Source organism: Mycobacterium sp. (assembly GCF_036488105.1).
In the GTDB taxonomy this organism is placed as follows: Bacteria; Actinomycetota; Actinomycetes; order Mycobacteriales; family Mycobacteriaceae; genus Mycobacterium.
Window position 1 is genome coordinate 1 of sequence record NZ_DASXHW010000302.1, and the last position, 18,694, is coordinate 18,694.

At 65.5% G+C, this 18,694-nt stretch carries 19 protein-coding genes and 1 pseudogene; 9 read left to right on the forward strand and 11 right to left on the reverse strand.

Features of this window, described 5'->3' with window-relative positions; all coding sequences use genetic code 11:
* Positions 1-656 (reverse strand): class I SAM-dependent methyltransferase (locus VGH54_RS15830; protein ID WP_331513009.1); only part of this gene is annotated, 656 nt, incomplete at its 3' end.
* 10 nt (positions 657-666) lie between these two features.
* Positions 667-2,145, reverse strand: coding sequence for a glutamate--cysteine ligase (locus VGH54_RS15835; RefSeq protein WP_331513010.1), 1,479 nt, complete (start codon positions 2,143-2,145; stop codon positions 667-669).
* Between the two features lie 187 nt (positions 2,146-2,332).
* On the opposite strand from VGH54_RS15835, the gene VGH54_RS15840 reads away from it, so the two are divergent.
* Both VGH54_RS15840 and glpK read left to right on the forward strand, forming a co-directional pair.
* Positions 2,333-3,046 carry a hypothetical protein gene (locus tag VGH54_RS15840; RefSeq protein ID WP_331513011.1) on the forward strand — a complete coding sequence of 238 codons (714 nt, stop codon included), beginning with the start codon at positions 2,333-2,335 and terminating at the stop codon, positions 3,044-3,046.
* A 25-nt stretch (positions 3,047-3,071) separates the two neighbouring features.
* The gene (gene glpK / locus VGH54_RS15845) at positions 3,072-4,616 is read left to right on the forward strand and encodes a glycerol kinase GlpK (protein WP_331513024.1); all 1,545 of its coding nucleotides are present in this window, start codon (positions 3,072-3,074) and stop codon (positions 4,614-4,616) included.
* A gap of 48 nt (positions 4,617-4,664) precedes the next feature.
* Here glpK and VGH54_RS15850 read toward each other — a convergent pair whose 3' ends face one another.
* Complete coding sequence (locus tag VGH54_RS15850; RefSeq protein ID WP_331513012.1) at positions 4,665-5,399, reverse strand: PadR family transcriptional regulator; 735 nt, start codon at positions 5,397-5,399, stop codon at positions 4,665-4,667.
* 150 nt (positions 5,400-5,549) lie between these two features.
* Here VGH54_RS15850 and VGH54_RS15855 point away from each other — a divergent pair, with 150 nt between their 5' ends.
* Entirely contained in the window at positions 5,550-5,942 is a 393-nt protein-coding gene (locus VGH54_RS15855; protein ID WP_331513013.1) for a hypothetical protein, read from the forward strand.
* An 18-nt stretch (positions 5,943-5,960) separates the two neighbouring features.
* Here the strand turns inward: VGH54_RS15855 and VGH54_RS15860 are convergent.
* Positions 5,961-6,695: pseudogene (locus VGH54_RS15860) on the reverse strand (RDD family protein); the annotation flags it as partial.
* Positions 6,696-6,733: 38 nt separating this feature from the next.
* Here VGH54_RS15860 and VGH54_RS15865 point away from each other — a divergent pair.
* Positions 6,734-7,726, forward strand: a complete 993-nt coding sequence (locus VGH54_RS15865; protein ID WP_331513014.1) for a stage II sporulation protein M — start codon at positions 6,734-6,736, stop codon at positions 7,724-7,726.
* Positions 7,727-7,800: 74 nt separating this feature from the next.
* Here the strand turns inward: VGH54_RS15865 and VGH54_RS15870 are convergent, their stop codons facing one another.
* The 5 genes from VGH54_RS15870 to VGH54_RS15890 are packed head-to-tail and all read right to left on the reverse strand — an operon-like array spanning position 7,801 to position 13,102.
* Positions 7,801-9,123, reverse strand: coding sequence for a DUF58 domain-containing protein (locus VGH54_RS15870; RefSeq protein ID WP_331513015.1), 1,323 nt, complete (start codon positions 9,121-9,123; stop codon positions 7,801-7,803).
* Positions 9,123-10,106 (reverse strand): MoxR family ATPase, encoded by a 984-nt coding sequence (locus VGH54_RS15875; protein WP_331513016.1) that lies wholly within the window; start codon positions 10,104-10,106, stop codon positions 9,123-9,125. Before VGH54_RS15875 ends, VGH54_RS15870 begins: the two co-directional genes overlap by 1 nt.
* A complete protein-coding gene (locus tag VGH54_RS15880) occupies positions 10,103-11,248 on the reverse strand; it encodes a DUF4350 domain-containing protein (protein ID WP_414688727.1) in 1,146 nt (381 codons plus the stop codon). The genes VGH54_RS15875 and VGH54_RS15880 overlap by 4 nt, the downstream gene beginning before the upstream one ends.
* On the reverse strand, positions 11,230-11,883 hold the full coding sequence (locus VGH54_RS15885) for a DUF4129 domain-containing protein (RefSeq protein WP_331513018.1): 654 nt from the start codon (positions 11,881-11,883) through the stop codon (positions 11,230-11,232). The genes VGH54_RS15880 and VGH54_RS15885 overlap by 19 nt, the downstream gene beginning before the upstream one ends.
* Before the next feature lie 13 nt (positions 11,884-11,896).
* On the reverse strand, positions 11,897-13,102 hold the full coding sequence (locus VGH54_RS15890; RefSeq protein ID WP_414688729.1) for a hypothetical protein: 1,206 nt from the start codon (positions 13,100-13,102) through the stop codon (positions 11,897-11,899).
* Between the two features lie 215 nt (positions 13,103-13,317).
* Between VGH54_RS15890 and VGH54_RS15895 the strand changes: the two genes are divergently transcribed.
* From VGH54_RS15895 to VGH54_RS15915, 5 genes are all read left to right on the forward strand, one after another.
* Positions 13,318-13,782: a GatB/YqeY domain-containing protein gene (locus tag VGH54_RS15895; RefSeq protein ID WP_331513020.1), complete on the forward strand. Its 465-nt coding sequence runs from the start codon at positions 13,318-13,320 to the stop codon at positions 13,780-13,782.
* Between the two features lie 45 nt (positions 13,783-13,827).
* Positions 13,828-14,817: an LLM class F420-dependent oxidoreductase gene (locus VGH54_RS15900; protein ID WP_331513021.1), complete on the forward strand. Its 990-nt coding sequence runs from the start codon at positions 13,828-13,830 to the stop codon at positions 14,815-14,817.
* Positions 14,818-15,375: a type 1 glutamine amidotransferase domain-containing protein gene (locus tag VGH54_RS15905; RefSeq protein ID WP_331513022.1), complete on the forward strand. Its 558-nt coding sequence runs from the start codon at positions 14,818-14,820 to the stop codon at positions 15,373-15,375.
* A gap of 98 nt (positions 15,376-15,473) precedes the next feature.
* Positions 15,474-16,166, forward strand: a complete 693-nt coding sequence (locus tag VGH54_RS15910; protein ID WP_414688728.1) for a HemK2/MTQ2 family protein methyltransferase — start codon at positions 15,474-15,476, stop codon at positions 16,164-16,166.
* An 8-nt stretch (positions 16,167-16,174) separates the two neighbouring features.
* Positions 16,175-16,390, forward strand: a complete 216-nt coding sequence (locus VGH54_RS15915) for a CDGSH iron-sulfur domain-containing protein (RefSeq protein ID WP_331513026.1) — start codon at positions 16,175-16,177, stop codon at positions 16,388-16,390.
* Here VGH54_RS15915 and VGH54_RS15920 read toward each other — a convergent pair.
* Entirely contained in the window at positions 16,373-17,332 is a 960-nt protein-coding gene (locus VGH54_RS15920) for an iron-containing redox enzyme family protein (RefSeq protein ID WP_331513027.1), read from the reverse strand. The two genes, VGH54_RS15915 and VGH54_RS15920, sit on opposite strands and share 18 nt — an antisense overlap.
* 89 nt (positions 17,333-17,421) lie before the next feature.
* Positions 17,422-18,231 (reverse strand): SDR family NAD(P)-dependent oxidoreductase, encoded by an 810-nt coding sequence (locus tag VGH54_RS15925; RefSeq protein ID WP_331513023.1) that lies wholly within the window; start codon positions 18,229-18,231, stop codon positions 17,422-17,424.
* Positions 18,232-18,694: the final 463 nt, after the last annotated feature.

Sequence of the window (18,694 nt, forward strand, 5' to 3'; positions counted from 1 at the left end):
AGGTAGGCCGGTAGCTTCATCCGGCCCTTCTCGTCGCGGTCGTGCGCTGGCATCGGAATGTCCGAATCTGCCGGTGCCGGTGGGATATACGCGTGGATGAACGCCGGCCGAATCTCGTCGATGTGCCAGTGCTTACTCACCGCGGAACGTAACTCGTCCTCGTCTACCTCGTTCGGCTTCTGCTCCCATTCGGACGGGAACGCGCCCCTGGCGAAGACCAGCACGAAGTAGCCGGCGTCGTCGGCAGCCGCGCGATGCACCGACTGCAGATAATCATCACGGCCCTCGACCGGCAGCGAGTGGAACAGCGTGCTGTCGACCACAGTGTTGAAGCGCCCGTCGTGTCCGCTGAACGTGGTGATGTCGGCCTGTTCGAAGCTGGCATTGTTCAGCCCGCGCTCCTCGGCGGCCTTGGTGGCGGCAGCGACGGCGGTGGGAGTGAGGTCGACGCCGTGCACGGTGTAGCCGTCGGCAGCCAGGGCCAGTGACAGCTCAGCGTAACCGCAGCCGGCGTCCAGCACATCGCTGCGGAATTTTCCTGCGGCGGCCAACGCGGCCAACTCGGGTTGCGGCTCACCGATGTTCCAGGGCGGCGGCCCGTCGAAGCCGGCTTCCTGGCGGTATGCGCTGTCCCAATCCATTACTTCATTTGCCATGTCTTCCAACCTACTCCGGCACTTCCCAGCTATGGACCGGCTCGTTGGTGTGCATGTGCTCGCAGTACAGCCGCAGCATCTCGGCCAGCGCGGCGGGTCGGGTCAGCCCGCGTCGCTGCAGCGCGCGCACGGTCGACACCTGCCAGGTCGCGCCGTTGCGGCCCGCGCGGGCTCGGCCTTCGATCACGCCGAGCAGCCGGTCGCGCACCTCAGCGGCGACACCCCAGCTGTCCAGCCCGTGATGCGCCATCGGCAGCAGCTCGCCGATCACCAATGCCTCGGTGGTGACGGCGCCCAATCCCGGCCAGAACAGGCTGGCCTGCATGCCATGGCGGGCCGCCTCGACGAAATTATGTTGCGCCGCATCGAATCTCATCTTCGTCCAGACCGGCCGATCATCGTCGGCCAGCGTGCGCAGCATGCCGTAGTAGAAGGCCGCGTTGGCCATCATGTCGACGACCGTCGGCCCGGCGGGGAGCACGCGGTTCTCCACCCGCAGGTGAGGCCGTCCCGCGACGACGTCGTATACCGGGCGGTTCCACCGGTAGACGGTGCCGTTGTGCAGGCGCAACTCAGCCAGCTGCGGGGTGCGCCCGGCCGCCAGTTCGGCGACCGGATCTTCATCGGACACCTCCGGTAGCAGCGACGGGAAGTAGCGAACGTTCTCCTCGAACAGATCGAAGATCGAAGTGATCCAGCGTTCGCCGAACCACACCCGAGGCCGCACCCCTTGGGTTTTCAATTCGTCCGGCCGGGTGTCGGTGGACTGGGCGAACAGTTCGGTGCGGGTTTCCGACCACAGCTGGTGACCGAAGAAATACGGCGAGTTGGCACCGAGCGCCAGCTGCGGCCCGGCCAGAACCTGTGCGGCGTTCCAGTTGCTGGCGAAATCTTCGGGCGACACCTGTAGGTGCAACTGCATACTGGTGCAAGCTGATTCGGGAGCGATCGACGTCGAGTACATGCTGAGCGGTTCGGGTCCGTCGATATCGATCTGCATATCCTCGCCGCGGGCGTTGAAGATGGAGTCATTGAGCGCCGCATACCGGGACGACTCACTCATCCATCCGCTGGTGAGGTGTTCGGGCATAAGGGTTGGCAGTATCCCGATCATCACGATGTGGGCTCCGCCCGCGCTTGCCTTTATCTCGGACGCGTTCAAACTGGCCCGCACCTCGTCTTCCAGTTGCACTCCGGCATGGCCGCCCAGCGACCGGGGTGGGACGTTGAATTCGATGTTGTAGGCGCCTAATTCGGTCTGATACGCCGGATCGGCGATAGCGGCCAGGACGTCGGAGTTGGTCATCGCCGGCTGATAAGCGTCATCGACCAGGTTGCATTCGATTTCCATCCCGGTAAGCCGGTGGTCGAATTCGAAGCTGGCCTGCGCGAGCATCGTTTCGAAGACGTCGAGGCACAGTTGCACCTTGCGCCGGTACTGCTGCCGGTCGACGCGCTCGTAGGTGGTCCGCTTGACGTCTTTGCCCACTACGCAGATGCAACCTTCTTACGCACGGCACCGCAACCGATCGGCCAAATGAACTGACCCGCCACCGAATTGCCGATGCGTGCGCGGTTCGTTATCGGTTTTCCCGCGCTATTGACGCGCGCGTCGGATACTTGCAACAATCTCAGCTCAGTCTTACATGATTCACAGGAAGATTCCGGGGGGAAAGATGAGTCGTTCAAACCGCCGCAGCGTGGCCGGAGTCGCTTTCGGTGCCCTGCTGGCGTCGCCGTTGATCGCGCTGTGCACCGGATCTGTCGCGAGCGCCGACACCACCGGCGACTTGGTGAGCATCGGGCCGTTCGCGATCGGCGGATATAACGACACTTTGACCTACGACTCATCGACCTTGGCGTTCGACAACTACACCACTGGGTCCCTCGGCTCGACCCCGTTTGAACTCGACGTCTATCAGGGCCCCACAGGATCGAACAGCGCTGAGTACGTCTTCACGATTCCGCTGCTGTTCCAAGGTGGTTTCGACGATGTCGACGGGACCAGCACACCGTTCTACTCGTTCAACCCGTTCGACTTCGTCAGTCCCGACGCCGGCTTGGTCACCCTCGGTGGTGCGCCCTCCACCGCGGGCATCGTCACTATCGGACCGTTCGCCATCGACGGGTCCACCGATACCTTGAGCCTCGACTCAGCCGGAGCGTTCGACAACTACCTGGTCGGTTCGCTCGGTTCTTTGACGTATGACCTCGACATCTTTTCGGGCGGCCCGGGATCGGGCACCTCTGAAATCCTGTTCACGGTTCCCTCACTTCTCCAAGTTGGCCTCGACGACGTCGGCGGCGTGATCACGCCGATCGACTCGTTCGCTCCCTTCGACGTCATCAACCCCGACATCGGCCTCTTAGATCTCGTCAACAGCCTCTAACCGAGGGTTCCCCGCGTAGTTCATGATGGACGGAAGCGCGGGAGGAGAACAATTGGCCGAGTTCGTCGCTTCGATCGACCAGGGCACTACCAGCACCCGCTGCATGATCTTCGACCGCGACGGCGCCGAGGTGGGTCGCCACCAACTCGAGCACGAGCAGATCCTGCCGCGGTCCGGATGGGTCGAGCACAACCCGGTCGAGATCTGGGAGCGCACGACGTCGGTGCTGATGTCGACGCTCAATGCAACCAACCTGTCGTCGAAAGATATTGTTGCGCTGGGAATCACGAACCAGCGCGAGACGACGCTGGTGTGGAATCGACGCACCGGCCGGCCGTACTACAACGCGATCGTCTGGCAAGACACCCGCACCGACCGGATCGCGTCGGCGCTGGATCGCGATGGCCGCGGCGACGTGATCCGGCACAAAGCGGGGTTACCGCCGGCGACCTACTTCGCCGGCGGCAAACTGCAGTGGATTCTGGACAACGTCGACGGTGTGCGTGCCGCAGCCGAGAGCGGCGAAGCGGCTTTCGGCACCATCGACAGCTGGCTGTTGTGGAATCTGACCGGCGGCCCCCGCGGCGGGGTACACGTCACCGACGTCACCAATGCCAGCCGGACCATGCTGATGGACCTGGAGACATTGGACTGGGACGACGAGCTGCTCTCGTTTTTCGGCATCCCGCGGGCGATGCTTCCGTCCATCGCGTCGTCGTCGCCGCGTCAGCCGTACGGCGTCACGACGCCCGACGGGCCGCTCGGCGGCGAGGTGCCGATCACCGGAATCCTCGGCGACCAGCACGCGGCGATGGTCGGCCAGGTCTGTCTGCAGCCTGGCGAGGCCAAAAACACGTACGGCACGGGCAATTTCCTGCTGCTGAACACCGGCGAACAGATCGTCCGGTCGCAAAACGGTCTGCTGACCACCGTGTGCTATCAGTTCGGTGACGCGAAACCCGTTTACGCCCTAGAAGGTTCGATCGCCGTCACCGGGTCGGCCGTGCAATGGCTACGCGATCAACTCGGCATCATCAGCGGGGCGGCCCAGAGTGAGGCGCTGGCCCGACAGGTCGATGACAACGGCGGGGTGTACTTCGTTCCGGCGTTCTCGGGTTTGTTCGCGCCGTATTGGCGCTCCGATGCCCGCGGCGCGATCGTCGGACTGTCGAGGTTCAACACCAACGCACACCTGGCCCGCGCGACCTTGGAGTCGATCTGCTACCAAAGCCGTGACGTGGTCGACGCGATGCAGGCCGATTCGGCTGTGCGCCTTGAGGTTTTAAAGGTCGACGGCGGGATCACCGCGAACGATCTGTGCATGCAGATCCAGGCTGACGTCCTCAATGTCGACGTGGTGCGTCCGGTGGTCGCCGAGACGACCGCGCTGGGCGCGGCCTACGCGGCGGGTCTGGCGGTCGGCTTCTGGGCCGACCCGAATGAGTTACGGACCAACTGGCGCGAAGGTAAGCGGTGGACGTCGGAGTGGAGCGAGGAACAGCGCTCGACGGGCTACGCGGGATGGCGAAAAGCCGTGCAGCGCACGCTCGACTGGGTCGAAGTGTCCTGACGCGGACAGTGGGGGCCGGCAATGCCGACCCCCGCCGTCGCGGTGTGATCAGTCGTCGTCTTCGGCGAGAATGGTGTAGATCTCGCGACGAGCGTTGTTGACGATCTCGATGATGCGCTGCTGCTGCTCGGTGCTGGCGGCGTGCGCGGATTGCGCTACGGCGCCGAACAATTGGCCAACAGCTGCCCGCAGGTTGAGATGCGCGGGGTCAACCCCGTCGGCGATCTCGTCCCACGGCGGCGTCGCGACCTTCTCCGCGGCTTCTTTGCCGGCGTCGGTCAACTGGAACAGCTTCTTGCTGCCCTCGCTTTCCGAGGCGACAATCAGCCCCTCGTCGACCAGCAGTTGCAGGGTCGGGTAGACCGAGCCGGGGCTCGGTTTCCACAGGTCCTGGCTCCGCTCGGCGACCTCCTGGATGATTTCGTAGCCGTGCATCGGCCGCTCGGCGAGCAGCACCAGGATGGCGGCGCGAACGTCACCACGGCGACCGCGCCGGCCGGGGCCGCCGCGTCGTCCACCGCGTCCGCCCGGGCCGAAGCCCGGACCGAAGCCGCCCGGGCCGAAGCCACCGGGACCGAAGCCGCGACCGAACCCTCGGCCGAAACCGGGCCCAAACGGCCCGTCGCGACCGGCGTCGTGACCGCGGACATAGTCGCGGAATTCGCGACGGGCTTGCTTGCGCTGTTCGTGCAGTGCGCGGCGGTCCTGGGGTGCAAATCCGAAGCCTGACGGCCCCGGCCCACCCGCGAATGGCCCGCCCACATGGGGAAATGGGTTACTCATGGGGTTGTTCTCGTTTCTGGAAAGATAGCGCCGGATGCGCTATCGATACGACGACGATATATCGGAACATATCGTTCGGCAAGTCCGAATTTCGAGCCGGCATGCTCTGTGGCTGTTTGCGGATGCCGGCAGCGGGGTAGCACCCCACTCATGAGCCAGGAAAATGTGCACGTAAAGGCTGACTCGGGAGGCAACCGCGACGCGTTGGTCGAGCCCGGTGATACCGACCACGACAAGCGCGTGCGGATGTGGGTGAACTGGGCCCTGGCGCTGCTCACGGTCGTTGGCGCGGGCGTTGTGATGGTGGTCGCCATGGGCGCTGTGATGAGCACCGCCGCCTGCAGCGACAAGGCCTGCCCCAATCTGGGGCCGAACGGGATCAGTTTCGACATGCTGTTTTACGGCGCGCCGGTGGTCGCGGGCCTAGCGGTCGTTGCGTCCTTTTTCACCGCCCGGCGCCGATGGGGATTCGTGATCCCCGTGATCGCGATCGCGCTGCTGATCGCCGATGTCGCCATCCTCGTTACCACAGTCGCGCAGTAGCCCGGGGGATCAACAGCCGCGTAACCGGGCGAGTTCTCGGCGGTGTCGTTCGGCCAGGACGGCGGCCAGGGCCAATTGGGGTGGAGTCCCGGGCGGCGGCGGAGGAGCCACCCGGCTGAACACGTCACTGGCGATCCGGTAGGCCATCTGATCGCGCACCTGTGGATCGAGTTGCATTGCCCGCGTGAGGAATTGCCGTGCAACCTCGGCTTGTTCAGCGCTCAGGCCGGACAGCTGCAGCGACGGGGCCCACCAAGCCAGCTGTGGCGGCATGCTGGGCGGTGGCCCCGGCTTCGGCGCACGCTCGCTGATCACCACCGTGCCGGCAAAGACGTCGCCGATCCGCTTGGCCCTCGGCGAGAGCATGCTGCAGATGACTGCGGGGCTGCCCAATAACCCCCAGATCTCGACGATCGACGCCAACGCCCGAAACAGGGCCTGGCGGAACCGCTCCGGGCCGCCGTCGTCCGACACCACGCGCAGACCCATCGCCATCTTGCCGAGCGTGCGACCGCGCGTCGCGGTCTCGAACACCAGCGGATACCCGACGAAGACCAGCACGGTGAAGATGATCCTGATTGCCCCGGTCACCGCGTCGTCGAAGTGGGTCAGCGCGCCCGCCCACAACACCAACGCCACTAGGTAGCCGACCAGGATGACGGCGATGTCGATGAGTGCACTCACCGCTCGCACCGGTAGTTGCGCAACCCGAACGTCGAGAAGCACGGCGTCCCCGGTCACCACTTCCGACATACCGCGAACGCTACGCCGGTTTGACTAGTGTTTACTCCGTGGACGTCGACGCGTTCGTGCTCGCGCACCGCAGCACCTGGGATCGCCTCGAGCGACTGGTGAAGTACCGACGCCGGCTCGACGGAGCCGAGGTCGACGAGCTGGTCGAGCTCTACCAGCGGTCCTCGACGCACCTGTCGATGCTGCGCTCCGCGTCGTCCGATTCGGCACTGGTCGGCAGGCTGTCCAGTCTGGTCGCACGGGCCCGAGCCGCGGTCACCGGCGCTCATGCGCCGCTGTCGAGCGAGTTCACCCGGTTCTGGGCGGTGTCGTTTCCGGTGGTGGCCTACCGCGCGTGGCGGTGGTGGCTGGCGACGGCCGTGGTGTTCTTCGCCGTCACCGCGGTGATCGCCATGTGGGTCATCGGCAGCCCGGAAGTGCAGTCCACGATCGGAACGCCCAGTGAGATCGACGAATTGGTGAACCACGACTTCGCCTCGTACTACAGCGAGCACGCGGCGGGCGCGTTCGCGCTACACGTGTGGGTGAACAACTCCTGGGTGGCGGCAAAATGCATCGCGTTCTCCGTCGTGCTGGGCGTGCCGATCCCGTTCGTGCTGTTCGCCAACGCCGCCAATCTCGGGGTGGTCGCCGGTCTGATGCTTCAGGCCGGCAAGGCCGACGTGCTGCTGGGATTGCTGCTCCCGCATAGCTTGTTGGAGCTGACGGCGGTGTTCCTGGCGGGTGCCGTCGGGATGCGGCTGGGCTGGTCGGTGATCTCTCCGGGCGATCGCCCGCGCGGGCAGGTACTCGCCGAGCAGGGCCGCGCGGTGATCTCGGCCGCCGTGGGTTTGGTTGTCGTGCTGCTCGTTTCGGGCGCTATCGAGGCGTTCGTCACCCCGTCTTCGTTGCCGACTTTTCTGCGTATCGGCATCGGAGTGCTGGCCGAGGTGAGCTTTTTGGCGTACGTCGGTTACTTCGGCCGCCGTGCGGTGCGGGCCGGCGACACCGGTGATATCGCCGATGCGCCCGACGTGGTACCGACCCGGTAATTCGTGTCGATTGGCCAGTTATGACACGCGAACCGAGGAAAATGGTGTCATAACTGGCCACTCGACGTCGTGAGCTAAAGCCGCCCAGTGGCTTTCATCGCCAGATAGCGGTCAGCGAGCGCCGGCGCGAGTTCGGTGGGTAGCGCGTCGACGACCTCCACCCCGTTGTGACGTAGCCGAGAAGCTATCGTCCACCGCTCGTTACGGGCGCGTTCGGCGGCAGCCGCGTCGTACACCGCGGCCGCGTCGGAACGTCCGGCGGCGAGTTGGTCGACGCGTGGGTCGGTGACTGCCGCGACGATCACGTGGTGTCTGGCCGAGAGCTGGGGAAGTACCGGCACAAGGCCCTCGTCGAGGGCACTGGCGTTGAGGTCGGTCATTAGCACCACCAGTGCCCGACGCCGTGTGCGCCGCATGACCGCGGAAACCATTGCAGTGGAATCAGATTCGATGAGCGCCGGATTCAGCGGTGCCATCGCCTCGGTCAGGCGGCCCAGCAGCTCCGTGCGTGACGCGCCGAACACGCCGGCCTGGGTGGTCCGGTCGTGGGCGAGGAAGTCGACGTGGTCACCGGCTCGCGAGGCGAGTGCCGCCAGCAGCAGAGCCGCGTCCATGGACCAGTCCAGCCGGGGCCAGCCGCCGGGGTCGGCGGTCATCGGATCGACTCCGACGCGACCTGCGGATGTTCGTCCGGTGTCGAGGACGATGACGACTCGCCGGTCGCGCTCCGGCCGCCAGGTCCGGACCACGACATCGGCGCGCCGGGCAGTCGCGCGCCAGTCGATGGAACGCACGTCGTCGCCGACTACATACTCACGCAGCGAGTCGAATTCGGTCCCCTGACCGCGGGTCAGGGTCGGCAGCAGACCGTCGATCTCCCGCAGCCTAGCCAGGCGCGACGGCAAGTGCTTGCGGGACAGGAACGGCGGCAGCACCCGCACCTGACCCGGCACCGGCCGCGACTTCTGCCGGCCCGCCAGTCCCAGTGGGCCGATCGAACGCGCTGTCACCGCCGCCGATTGTTGATCGCCGCGGCGCATCGGCCGCAAGCAGGTGTCTACCCGTTGGAGCTGTCCGGCAACGATATCGACGGCGTACGTCGGCGGTTCGGCCTGCGCGCTGGGCGGCCAGGCATCGCGAACCCGGCCGCGAAAACGTCGTCGGCCGCTGTTGTGGATCAGCAGGCCGAGATTCATTGATTCACCAAGCCGAACCGACCCGTTCGGTAACCGGGTGTACCGCAAGCGGGACGGGCTGGCGGCCAAGCCGAGGTCCGCGACAACCGCGGCTGCCAGCAGTGCCAGCAGCACGGCGAAAGATGCTGCTGGCTTTGGTGATAGCGCAATCGGCAGAACGCACAACAGTGCGATCAGGCCGGCGCGCCCGGTCAAAATCACTAGCGTGGCACCGGAACCGAGGCCAAGATGCCGTCGAGCACGCCATCGGTGGTGGCACCCTCGAGCTCCGCCTCCGGCCGAAGCATCACGCGGTGGCGCAGCGTCGGGCGGGCCATCGCCTTCACATCGTCGGGGGTCACGTAGTTGCGTCCGGACAGCCAGGACCACGACCGTGCGGTGGCCAGCAAAGCGGTTGCGCCGCGGGGTGACACGCCCAACTGCAATGCGGGCGAGTGGCGAGTCACACTGACGATGTCGACGATGTAGCCGAGCACCTCGTCGGCCACCAATACCCGGCGCACCGCATCACGGCCCGCCGCCAACTCCGCCGGCCCGGCGACCGGCCGGATCGCCGACAGGTCGCGGGGGTCGAAGCCGTGTGCGTGCCGGCCAAGGATGGCGATCTCGGCGTCGCGCGGCGGCAGCGGCACATCCAGCTTCAGCAGAAACCGGTCGAGCTGTGCTTCGGGCAACTGATAGGTGCCTTCGTATTCAATCGGGTTTTGCGTCGCCGCAACGATAAACGGATCGGGTAGGGCTCTCGGTTCGCCGTCCACGGTGACCTGACGTTCTTCCATCGCTTCCAACAGTGCCGCTTGCGTTTTCGGTGGCGTGCGATTGATTTCGTCGGCCAGCAGGAGATTGGTGAAAACCGGGCCGCTGCGGAAGGTGAACGCGGCGGTGCGGGTGTCGTACACCAACGATCCAGTCACATCGCCCGGCATCAGGTCAGGGGTGAATTGAATACGTTTGAAATCCAGTTGCAGTGCCGCGGAAAGGGAGCGGACCAACAGCGTCTTCGCCACGCCCGGAACACCTTCGAGCAGAACGTGACCGCGGCACAGCAGCGCGATCACCAGCCCGGTGATTACCGCGTCCTGCGCCACGACGGCTTTGCCGATCTCGGCCCGTAGCGCGAGTAGCGCATGACGGGCCGCTTGCGCCGGCGGTGGCTGAGTGGAGCTGTGCGGCGGTTGATTCATAGGTGTGTGATCTGCCTTTCGATGTCATCGAGTGCGTGGGTGAGTCGGATCAGGTCGGCATCGGTGGCCGGCGGCGGGCCAAACAGGATGTGCCACAGCGATTCCGGGTCGGATCTGCCGTGTTGAGCAATCGCGAGTATCACCGCCGGTGGTGGAGTGTCCACGCCCAGACCGAGTCGGGGGAGCATGCGCTGGAGGGCCGCGCTGCGCAGTGCTTGCGCCGCCCGGTCTCGGGCTCGCCGCGATCGGTACAGCCGGCCGCGGCCTTCGACCGTCTCCGACGCGCGTACTACTACCGGCAGCTTCTCGGCGACCAGCGGCCCGATTCGTCGGCCTTTCCATAATGCGATCAGCGCCACCGTCAGCCACAGCTGGACGACCATCCAGGTCACGTTATCGGGGATCAGGTCGAAAATCTTTCCCTTGCCGGATGATCCACCTTCGATGTGCTGCGGTGCGTACCACACCAGACGGGGATGCTGGCCGGCGAGGTTCATGGCCAGCGCGGCGTTGCCTGCCCGCAACAAACTGCCATTGGTCAAGAAGTCGGTGCTGCCGACCACCGTCACCGTGCGGTCGCCATCGCGATAGCGGACCAGCGCTCCGCCATAGCAGCTACTCACGGTTCTATCGCCGACGGCGCGAAACGTGTTCGACGGCCCGAAGTCCACCGTTCCTGCCTGATCCGCTTCTCGCAGAGCGCAATCCGGCTTGGTGTCCGACGTACTGGCACCGCCGCTGCGGATACCTGGTGCGAGCGCCGCGCGGGCGTGCGCGGTCGGTTCGACCAACAGCAAATCGCCGGGCGCGTCGGCCAGCCTCTTCAGCAACTCCTCGGTGGAGACGCGCTGGGTCTGCGCGAACAACAGCAGCGTTCCGGGGCCCGCCGCATTCACGGCGTCGTCGACGCTGTTGGCCACGACGACGGTGACGCCGTGATCCCGCAGCAGCGCTATCAGCGCGTGCGCGCCTTTGGGTCCCGTCGACTCGGGGTCCATCTGCCCACCCGGCCGGGGCGCGGTCAGGTACGTGCCGATTGCGGCGACGGCGCAGATCGCGACCAACGCGGGTAGCAACCATCGCCGCGATCGACGCCGTATCGGGTGTGGTGCCTGTGCGACCGTCACCGGACTCGGGCCCACGAGTCGACCGGGCGTTGCCCCGGGGGACCGGGTCGGGCTGCTGCCGGACCGAATCGGAGGTGGTCGTCGAGATCCACGATCATCTGGTAAGCAGCCGGCGTGCCCGGTCTTTCGCCATAGGTGACGTCGTTGAATGCGGTTGCCGACTGCGAAAACTCGGCGGCCAGCGCGGGTATGCGTTCGGCGGCGTCCTCGGCCAGTTCATTGGCGGTGCGACTGGGAGCCGAATCCAGTGTCCCGCTCTCCTCGAGGCCGCGCGCCACCGCGCGCAACCGATGCCGAATCGCGGCCGTCCAATTTTCCTCGGCGGCAAACTGTGCGGCGATAGCGCGATGCTGAGCCGCGGTGAGCTGGCCGGCGTCGAACACTTGGTAGTCGCCACCGCGACGGGTGCGGATGGTCCGTTGCGCGATGCGAACCGCCACCACGATCGCGACGACCAGCAGGGTGAGTAGCACGGTGACGGTGAACCACCCGCCGGGCAGCGATGAGCCTTTCTCGATTAGGCGGTACAGCAGCTCGTGAATCCACTCGTGGACCCGCTGCACCACCGAGCCTTTGGGGTAGATCGGCTTGTCGAGTTCGCGTTGGGCAGCCTCGTGCGCGGTGTCACGGCCGATGTCGATCGCGGGCATCCTCGACTGGTCCCTATACCGGCCGCGACAGCCAGAGGTAGTCGCTCGACGCGATTGCCGCCGGGCCTCTGGCGGCGCCCGTCTGCAGCACCAGATCGAATGCCTCGCTACGGATCCGGCGATCTGCGTAGAGCAGGACAGCCACGCCCGCGCTGAATGGGGCGGTGATGATTCGGCCGATCGCCGATCCGACGGCCCCCACCGTCAAGCCGAGCAGCACCGGGACGCTGGGGCCGCCGAGCAGGTCACCTACGAATTCGAACGGTACGGCGATGGCGCCCGCGATCAACGTGACCACCAACCACGTCAATACGCGGATGCCGAATACTCGCCAAAAACTGTTGCGTATCAACGTGAATGATCGCCCCATCGCATCGGTCACCGGCAGCCGCTCCAACACGATCAGCACCGGCGCGAATGACAGTGCCGTGTAGAGGTAAATCAGCGCCGCGATCGACATCAGCACCAGCGGAAAGCCGAGGATGACCGTCGCCGCCACGTTGCCGGCGGCAGCGATGGCCGCGATGATCACGCCCACGGCGCCGCAGAGCAGTATCAGCCCGGCGGACTCGAGTGCCACCAGCCCGATCAATGCGGGCAGCCGTCCCCGGATCCTGGCCCACGTCTCCCCGGCGCCGATTGTCGAGCCGAACACCGCGCGGCCGACAACGACCGCGAGCATGCCGGTCAGCAGGGTGCCGGATACCCACCCGACCAGCCCACTGAGACCTCCCGCGAGTGTCCAGGCCCCCACATCGCCCCCGGTGAGTTCGTCGGACGGCGCTGTCCTCAGTCGGCTGGCCGCGGCAAGGGGCCCGAGGGCGGCGGCGAGGGTGACGAGTTGGGTGATCACGACGACCACGGCCGTCAGTCCCAACGTGACCCGGGCGTTGGCCCGGATGTAGACGGCCGCGCCGTTGTAGATGTCGCTCAGACTCAACGGCCGCAGCGGGATGATTCCCGGCGCCCACGCCCGGCTGACCTGCGGTGGCGGTACGCCGTACCCGGGCTGGGGAGCGTAACCGGGCTGCCAGCCGTAGGCCGGCTGCGGGTAACCAGGCGGCGGCTGGTAGTTGGGCGGCGACGGGTACCCAGGCTGCTGCGGGTAACCGGGCTGCCAGCCGTAGGCCGGCTGCGGGTAGCCCGGCTGCGGGTAGCCCGGCTGCGGCGGGTAGCCGGACGCGGGCTGCCATTGGGAACCCGGCGGCGGATAACCCATTGGTGGATAGCCCGGCAGTGGGTATGCGGCGGGAGGGTAGCCGGTCGGTGGGTAACCGCTATCCGGGTAATCGGGCGGCGGCGCGCTCACCTGGTGGAGCCGCCGTCAAGGTCGATCATGGTTCCCATACTGTCGGCCACCCGGGCATTTCTCAACGTCCGCGGTGTTTGCGGGCCTCGGCGTCCGACGGTTGCGCTGCGCGTAGCGTCTCCGTCATGGCGGAACTCAAGACCCGGTTGCGGGCGGATCTGACCGATGCGATGAAGGCCAAGGACAAGCTGCGCACCGCGACGCTGCGCATGCTGCTGGCCGCGATCCAGACCGAGGAGGTTTCCGGCAAGGAGGCCCGGGAACTCTCGGACGACGACGTGCTGAAGGTACTGGCCAAGGAGGCCCGCAAACGCGGCGAGGCGGCGGAGATCTACACCCAGAACGGCCGTGGCGAGCTCGCGGCCAACGAGCACGCCGAAGCCCGGGTCATCGACGAGTATCTGCCGACCCCGCTGACCGATGCCGAATTGGCCGACGTCGCTGACACCGCAATGGCGCAGGTCGCCGAGGAGTTGGGCGAGCGGCCGGGCATGAAGCAAATGGGCATGGTGATGAAGGCGGCCGCCGCGCTGGCGGCCGGCAAGGCGGACGGGGCGCGGCTGTCGAAGGCGGTCAAAGACCGTCTCTAGCGCTGCCGGTCGTTTGCCTCGGCGGCGCACGGGTACCCGAACCCTATGACACGGTTCGGCTATACCTTGATGACAGAGCAGAACGGCCCTAAAGACCTTGTCCAGTACGCGATATCGGCTGAGCACCGAGGTTTCGACTTCGAGGTCATCAGCGATCACTTTTCACCGTGGCTGGCCTCGCAAGGTCACGCGCCCAATGCCTGGGCGGTGCTGGGCGCGGTAGCGCAGACTACTGACCGCGTCGACCTGTATACCTACGTGACCTGCCCGACCATGCGCTATCACCCGGCGGTCGTCGCGCAGCAGGCGGCGACCGTTCAGATTCTCGCCGACGGCCGGTTCACCCTGGGTCTGGGCAGCGGCGAAAACCTCAACGAGCACGTGATCGGCAAGGGCTGGCCGGCGATCACCCAGCGGCAGGACATGCTGCGCGAGGCGATCGAGATCATTCGTGCGCTGTTCGGCGGCGATCTGGTCGACTGGCGGGGCGACTACTACCAGGTTGACTCCGCCAAACTGTGGGACCTGCCAGATATCCCGGTCGGCATCGGCGTCGCCGTGGGTGGAAAGAGGGCAATCGACAAGTTCGGCGTTCTCGCCGACCATCTGATCGCGGTAGCACCCGACGCGGAACTCGTTCACGAGTGGCATTCCGCGCGCCAGGCCACCGGGCTGCCCGGCGGCGGTCGGGTCGTCGGTCAGATCCCGATTTGTTGGGACCCCGATCGGGATGCGGCCATTCAACGCGCGCACGACCAATTTCGTTGGTTCGGCGGTGGATGGAAGGTGAATGCCGATCTGCCCACACCAGCCGGGTTTGCGGGTGCGACGCAGTTCGTTCGTCCCGACGATGTTGCCGAGAGCATCCCATGCGGCCCGGATCTGGACGCGATCGTCGACGCGGTCCGCCCGTACTGGAAGGCGGGCTTCACCGACGTCGCGCTTTTGCAAATCGGCGGCGACTCCCAAGACGAATTCCTCAAGGAAGCTGCCGAGCCGCTGCTGGCGGCGCTTCGGTCGGAAGAAGGGCACTAGATGTCGAACACATTGCAAGGCAAGAAGGTAGCGATCTTGGCCGCCGATGGTGTGGAGAAGGTCGAGCTCGAAAAGCCGCGCTCGGTGCTGCGTGACAACGGCGCACAGGTTGAGCTGCTGTCGCTAAAAACCGATGACATACAGGCACGTAACCATGATTTGGAGCCGGCCGGAACATTCCGAGTCGATCGGGCGGTATCCCAGGTATCCGTCGACGAGTTCGACGCTCTGGTCCTACCCGGGGGCACGGTGAATCCGGACAAGCTTCGACTGGATAGTTCGGCGGTGTCGTTCGTGCGGGACTTCGTGAATTCCGGCAAGCCCGTCGCCGCCATCTGCCATGGGCCCTGGACCCTTGTGGAGGCGGGTGTGGTGGCGGGGCGAACGGTGACTTCGTATCCGAGCATCCGCACCGACTTGCGAAACGCGGGCGGCAAAGTGGTCGACGAGGAGGTGGTCGTCGATCGGAATCTGATCACCAGCCGGTCGCCGTCCGATCTCCCTGCCTTTTGCGCCGCCATCGTCAAGCAGCTCGAGCAAGCTCCGGCGCGCACCTGAATACTTCGTTGGCGAATCCGGTTTCGAGACGGTGGATTGTGGGAATTTGTCACCGGACGCCGTGATCATCATGGCCATCAGGATCTCGAAAGGCCGAAGTGAGCATCGCTTATCCCGCATCGAGCAACTCGCTCGACATCAACGGTGTCTATCCCCCGCAACATGACTCGCAATTGCTGATCGACAGCTTGGAGAAGACCGAATTAGCGCCGGGGCGGCGGGTATTGGACTTCTGTACGGGAAGCGGTGTCGTCGCGATTGCCGCCGCCGAGCTCGGCGCCGCCAGCGTGATCGCGCTGGACATCTGCCCACGCGCGGTATTCTGCTCGCAGGGCAACGCCGTGTTTGCCGGTGTGGACATCGACGTTCGTGAAGGGTCCTGTTCCGGCGCTTTGGATTACGCACCCTTCGATCTCATCGTGTCAAATCCGCCTTACGTGCCCACCCCGCCGGCCGGCGACACCGACGTCATCCCGATCAGCGCGGGCCCCGCGCGGGCCTGGAACGCCGGAGTCGACGGGCGGATGGTCCTGGATCCGTTGTGCGAGTCGGCGGCCGGGCTGCTGGACGCCGGTGGCTCGATGTTGCTGGTGCAGTCGGCACTGTCCGGAGTCGAGAAATCACTGAACTCGTTACGGGCAACTGGTTTGCAAGCCGAAGTTATTGCTTCCCAGGTGATTCCATTCGGACCGGTGCTCTCGGCACGGGCCGGCTGGCTGACTGCCACCGGCCAGATCAAGCGGGGATGCCGGACGGAGAAACTAGTGGTGATCCGGGCGGACAAACCGTGACCGAGCGCATGCGGGTGCAGGTGATACCGAACGGGCCGGTGTTGATACCCGGGCCGGTCCGCATCGAGACACCGGGCGGCGATGTCGTCGAGTCCGATCGATTTTTGGTCGCTGTGTGCACGTGTCGCCGGAGCAAGGACTACCCGATGTGCGATACCAGCCATCGACGTTGTCAGCCCGCAGTGCAGGCCGCAGTGCAGGCGAATTCAGCCAAGCGGCCGTAACAGCGACGTCTCGTCGGCCTTCCAGGACGCCATGATGACATCGGCCAGCCTGTCCTCGACCGCGGCATGCGCGCGAATCCCGAAGACCACATCGCGGTCCAGATGCGGTTCTCGTGCAACGAGATCGCCGACCACGTCGTTGCGCACCACCTGCTCGTGCACCGCGTCGGCCTCGATGTGTTCGCGATAGAACGCAACGCATTCCGGCGGAGCGTCCAGCCGCTGCAACGCTTCTACCAGCCGGCGTGACCCTGGAGACGAAGTGATCTCCGTCGAAGCGAAATGTCCGATGGCAGCTCCGCGGAACTGGCGATGCAAGCCGAACAGCGACATCAGATTCACCACTGCCAGCGACTCGGCGGGAACCTTTTCCAGGTACGCCAGGTACGTCGCATCCAGTCCGGCCGCGGCCAGCAGGTCGGCGAACAGCTGCTGATGAAGTTTGGCGCCATGCCCTGCCCCGTATTCGTCGAATTCGACTGCGACGAATGACGCTTTCGCCTGTCCACTAAGACGGGGGATCGCCCAGGCGTGCGGGTCTCCCTCCTTGAGGTGATACAGCGATCGATGCACGAAGTATTCGCGCATCTGCTGCCACGTCCCGTTGTCGCGCAGCCAATATGAAGGGCCGGTCCCGCTCGCGGATTCGATTGACAGGTCGCTCATTTCGGCTTCGGCGGTGCGGCCGGGTTCGATCGCGCCCACATCGCGACGCACCGCGGCCAGAAATACGCGCTCCAACTGTCCACGCAACTGAAGTAATCCGGGGTTCCACTCCCAGGCTGGGTCGACACCGGCGAATCCGCGGTAGTGCAGTTCGTAGCACATGTACAGCGCAAGTTGTAGATCCAGACCGTACGGATCCGGGTCGCTGACGGGTGCGCCGATGCGGGTCAGCTGATCCTGCGGCGGGGGCTCGGTGAGGCTACGCCGCACGGCCATCGAGAGCGGCCCGTGCGCAGCAGGCAGCGCCGGCTCGACCGTTGCCTGTAGGTGAGTCACGGAGGTGTGTACCCGCTAATCGGCACTCGTCAAACGGGCCAGTCGCACCCGGTCAGCTCGACAGACACGTCCCACAGCTGACGGGCCATCGCGGCGTCACGTGCTTTGGCGCGCGGCTTGGTCACTTTCGGTTTGCCCCATTGACTGAATCGCGGCGCAAGATAGCTGCCGCTGGGCAGATCGGTGGTCACTGCCTGAATGGTCGATCGTGCGCCAGTCTCCGCGCTGTGGGCCGGAAACCGGCGAAAGGTGTGTTCACGCACCCACGGCAACACCCCGGTGGTGTCCCGGGTGATGTCGGTATCCGTCGCACCCGGATCGGTCAGGTAGGTCCGCACGCCCCGCCTGGTCAACTCGTGATTGAACAGCATGACGGCCAATTTCGATTCGCCGTAGGCCGACCACTTGGAGTACTTGCGGTTGTGCCAGTTCAGATCGTCGAGGTGCAGGCGGCCCATGGCGTAGGCCGCACTGACCACGGAGATAACCCGGTCCTTGATCCGGTCGCCGAGCAGGCACGTCAACGCGAAATGTCCGAGGTAGTTGGTGCCCATATGGGCCTCGAATCCGTCCGATGTGCGGGTCAGCGGTAAGCCAAGGACACCGGCGTTGTTGATCAACACGTCGACGCCATCCACCGAGTCGGCGAACTTTCGCACGCTGGTCAGATCGGCCAGGTCGAGGTGGGCGATCGCGACGTCGCCGCTCATGGTGGCGGCGGCCCGCTCCGCTTTCGGGATGGTGCGACAGGCGATAACGACGCTGTGACCGGCGGCGGCGAGTGTGGCTGCAGTCGCCGCGCCGATGCCACTGTTGCCGCCCGTGACGATGACTTTCACCCGGCGATCATCCAGTGTTTCTGCCAGTCGCGCAGTCGATTTGGGTCATGCCGCGATCGTGAACGCGCAATGGTGTGCGACTGTTGCACACTCCCGACAACCCGGCAGGCGGGAGGTGCCGCGGGCGCGTCCAAGGCGGCGAAATCAGCTCAGTTCAGCGTGGCTGGACCAGCTCCGTGGCTACCTGCACGCTGCGTAAACAGTTAGCACCCAGCCGCGGCTTTCGCGCGAAAACTGAGCCTTTGGTGACGAGAAGCTTGTGCGCTAGCAAATTTTTCTCATTCCGGATGCTTCAAGATCGTCGGGGAGGTACTCTTCCGAAATTCGGACTTGTTGCATGCGAATGCAATAACCACAAGGGGGGGCTCCGGTGATGGAACAACGTCGTCTTCTGTTGGCAATCGGCGCGGCCGCCGGCGGCCTCGCCGCTGCTGCGGTCGTCCCTATCGCACTCGCGCACGCC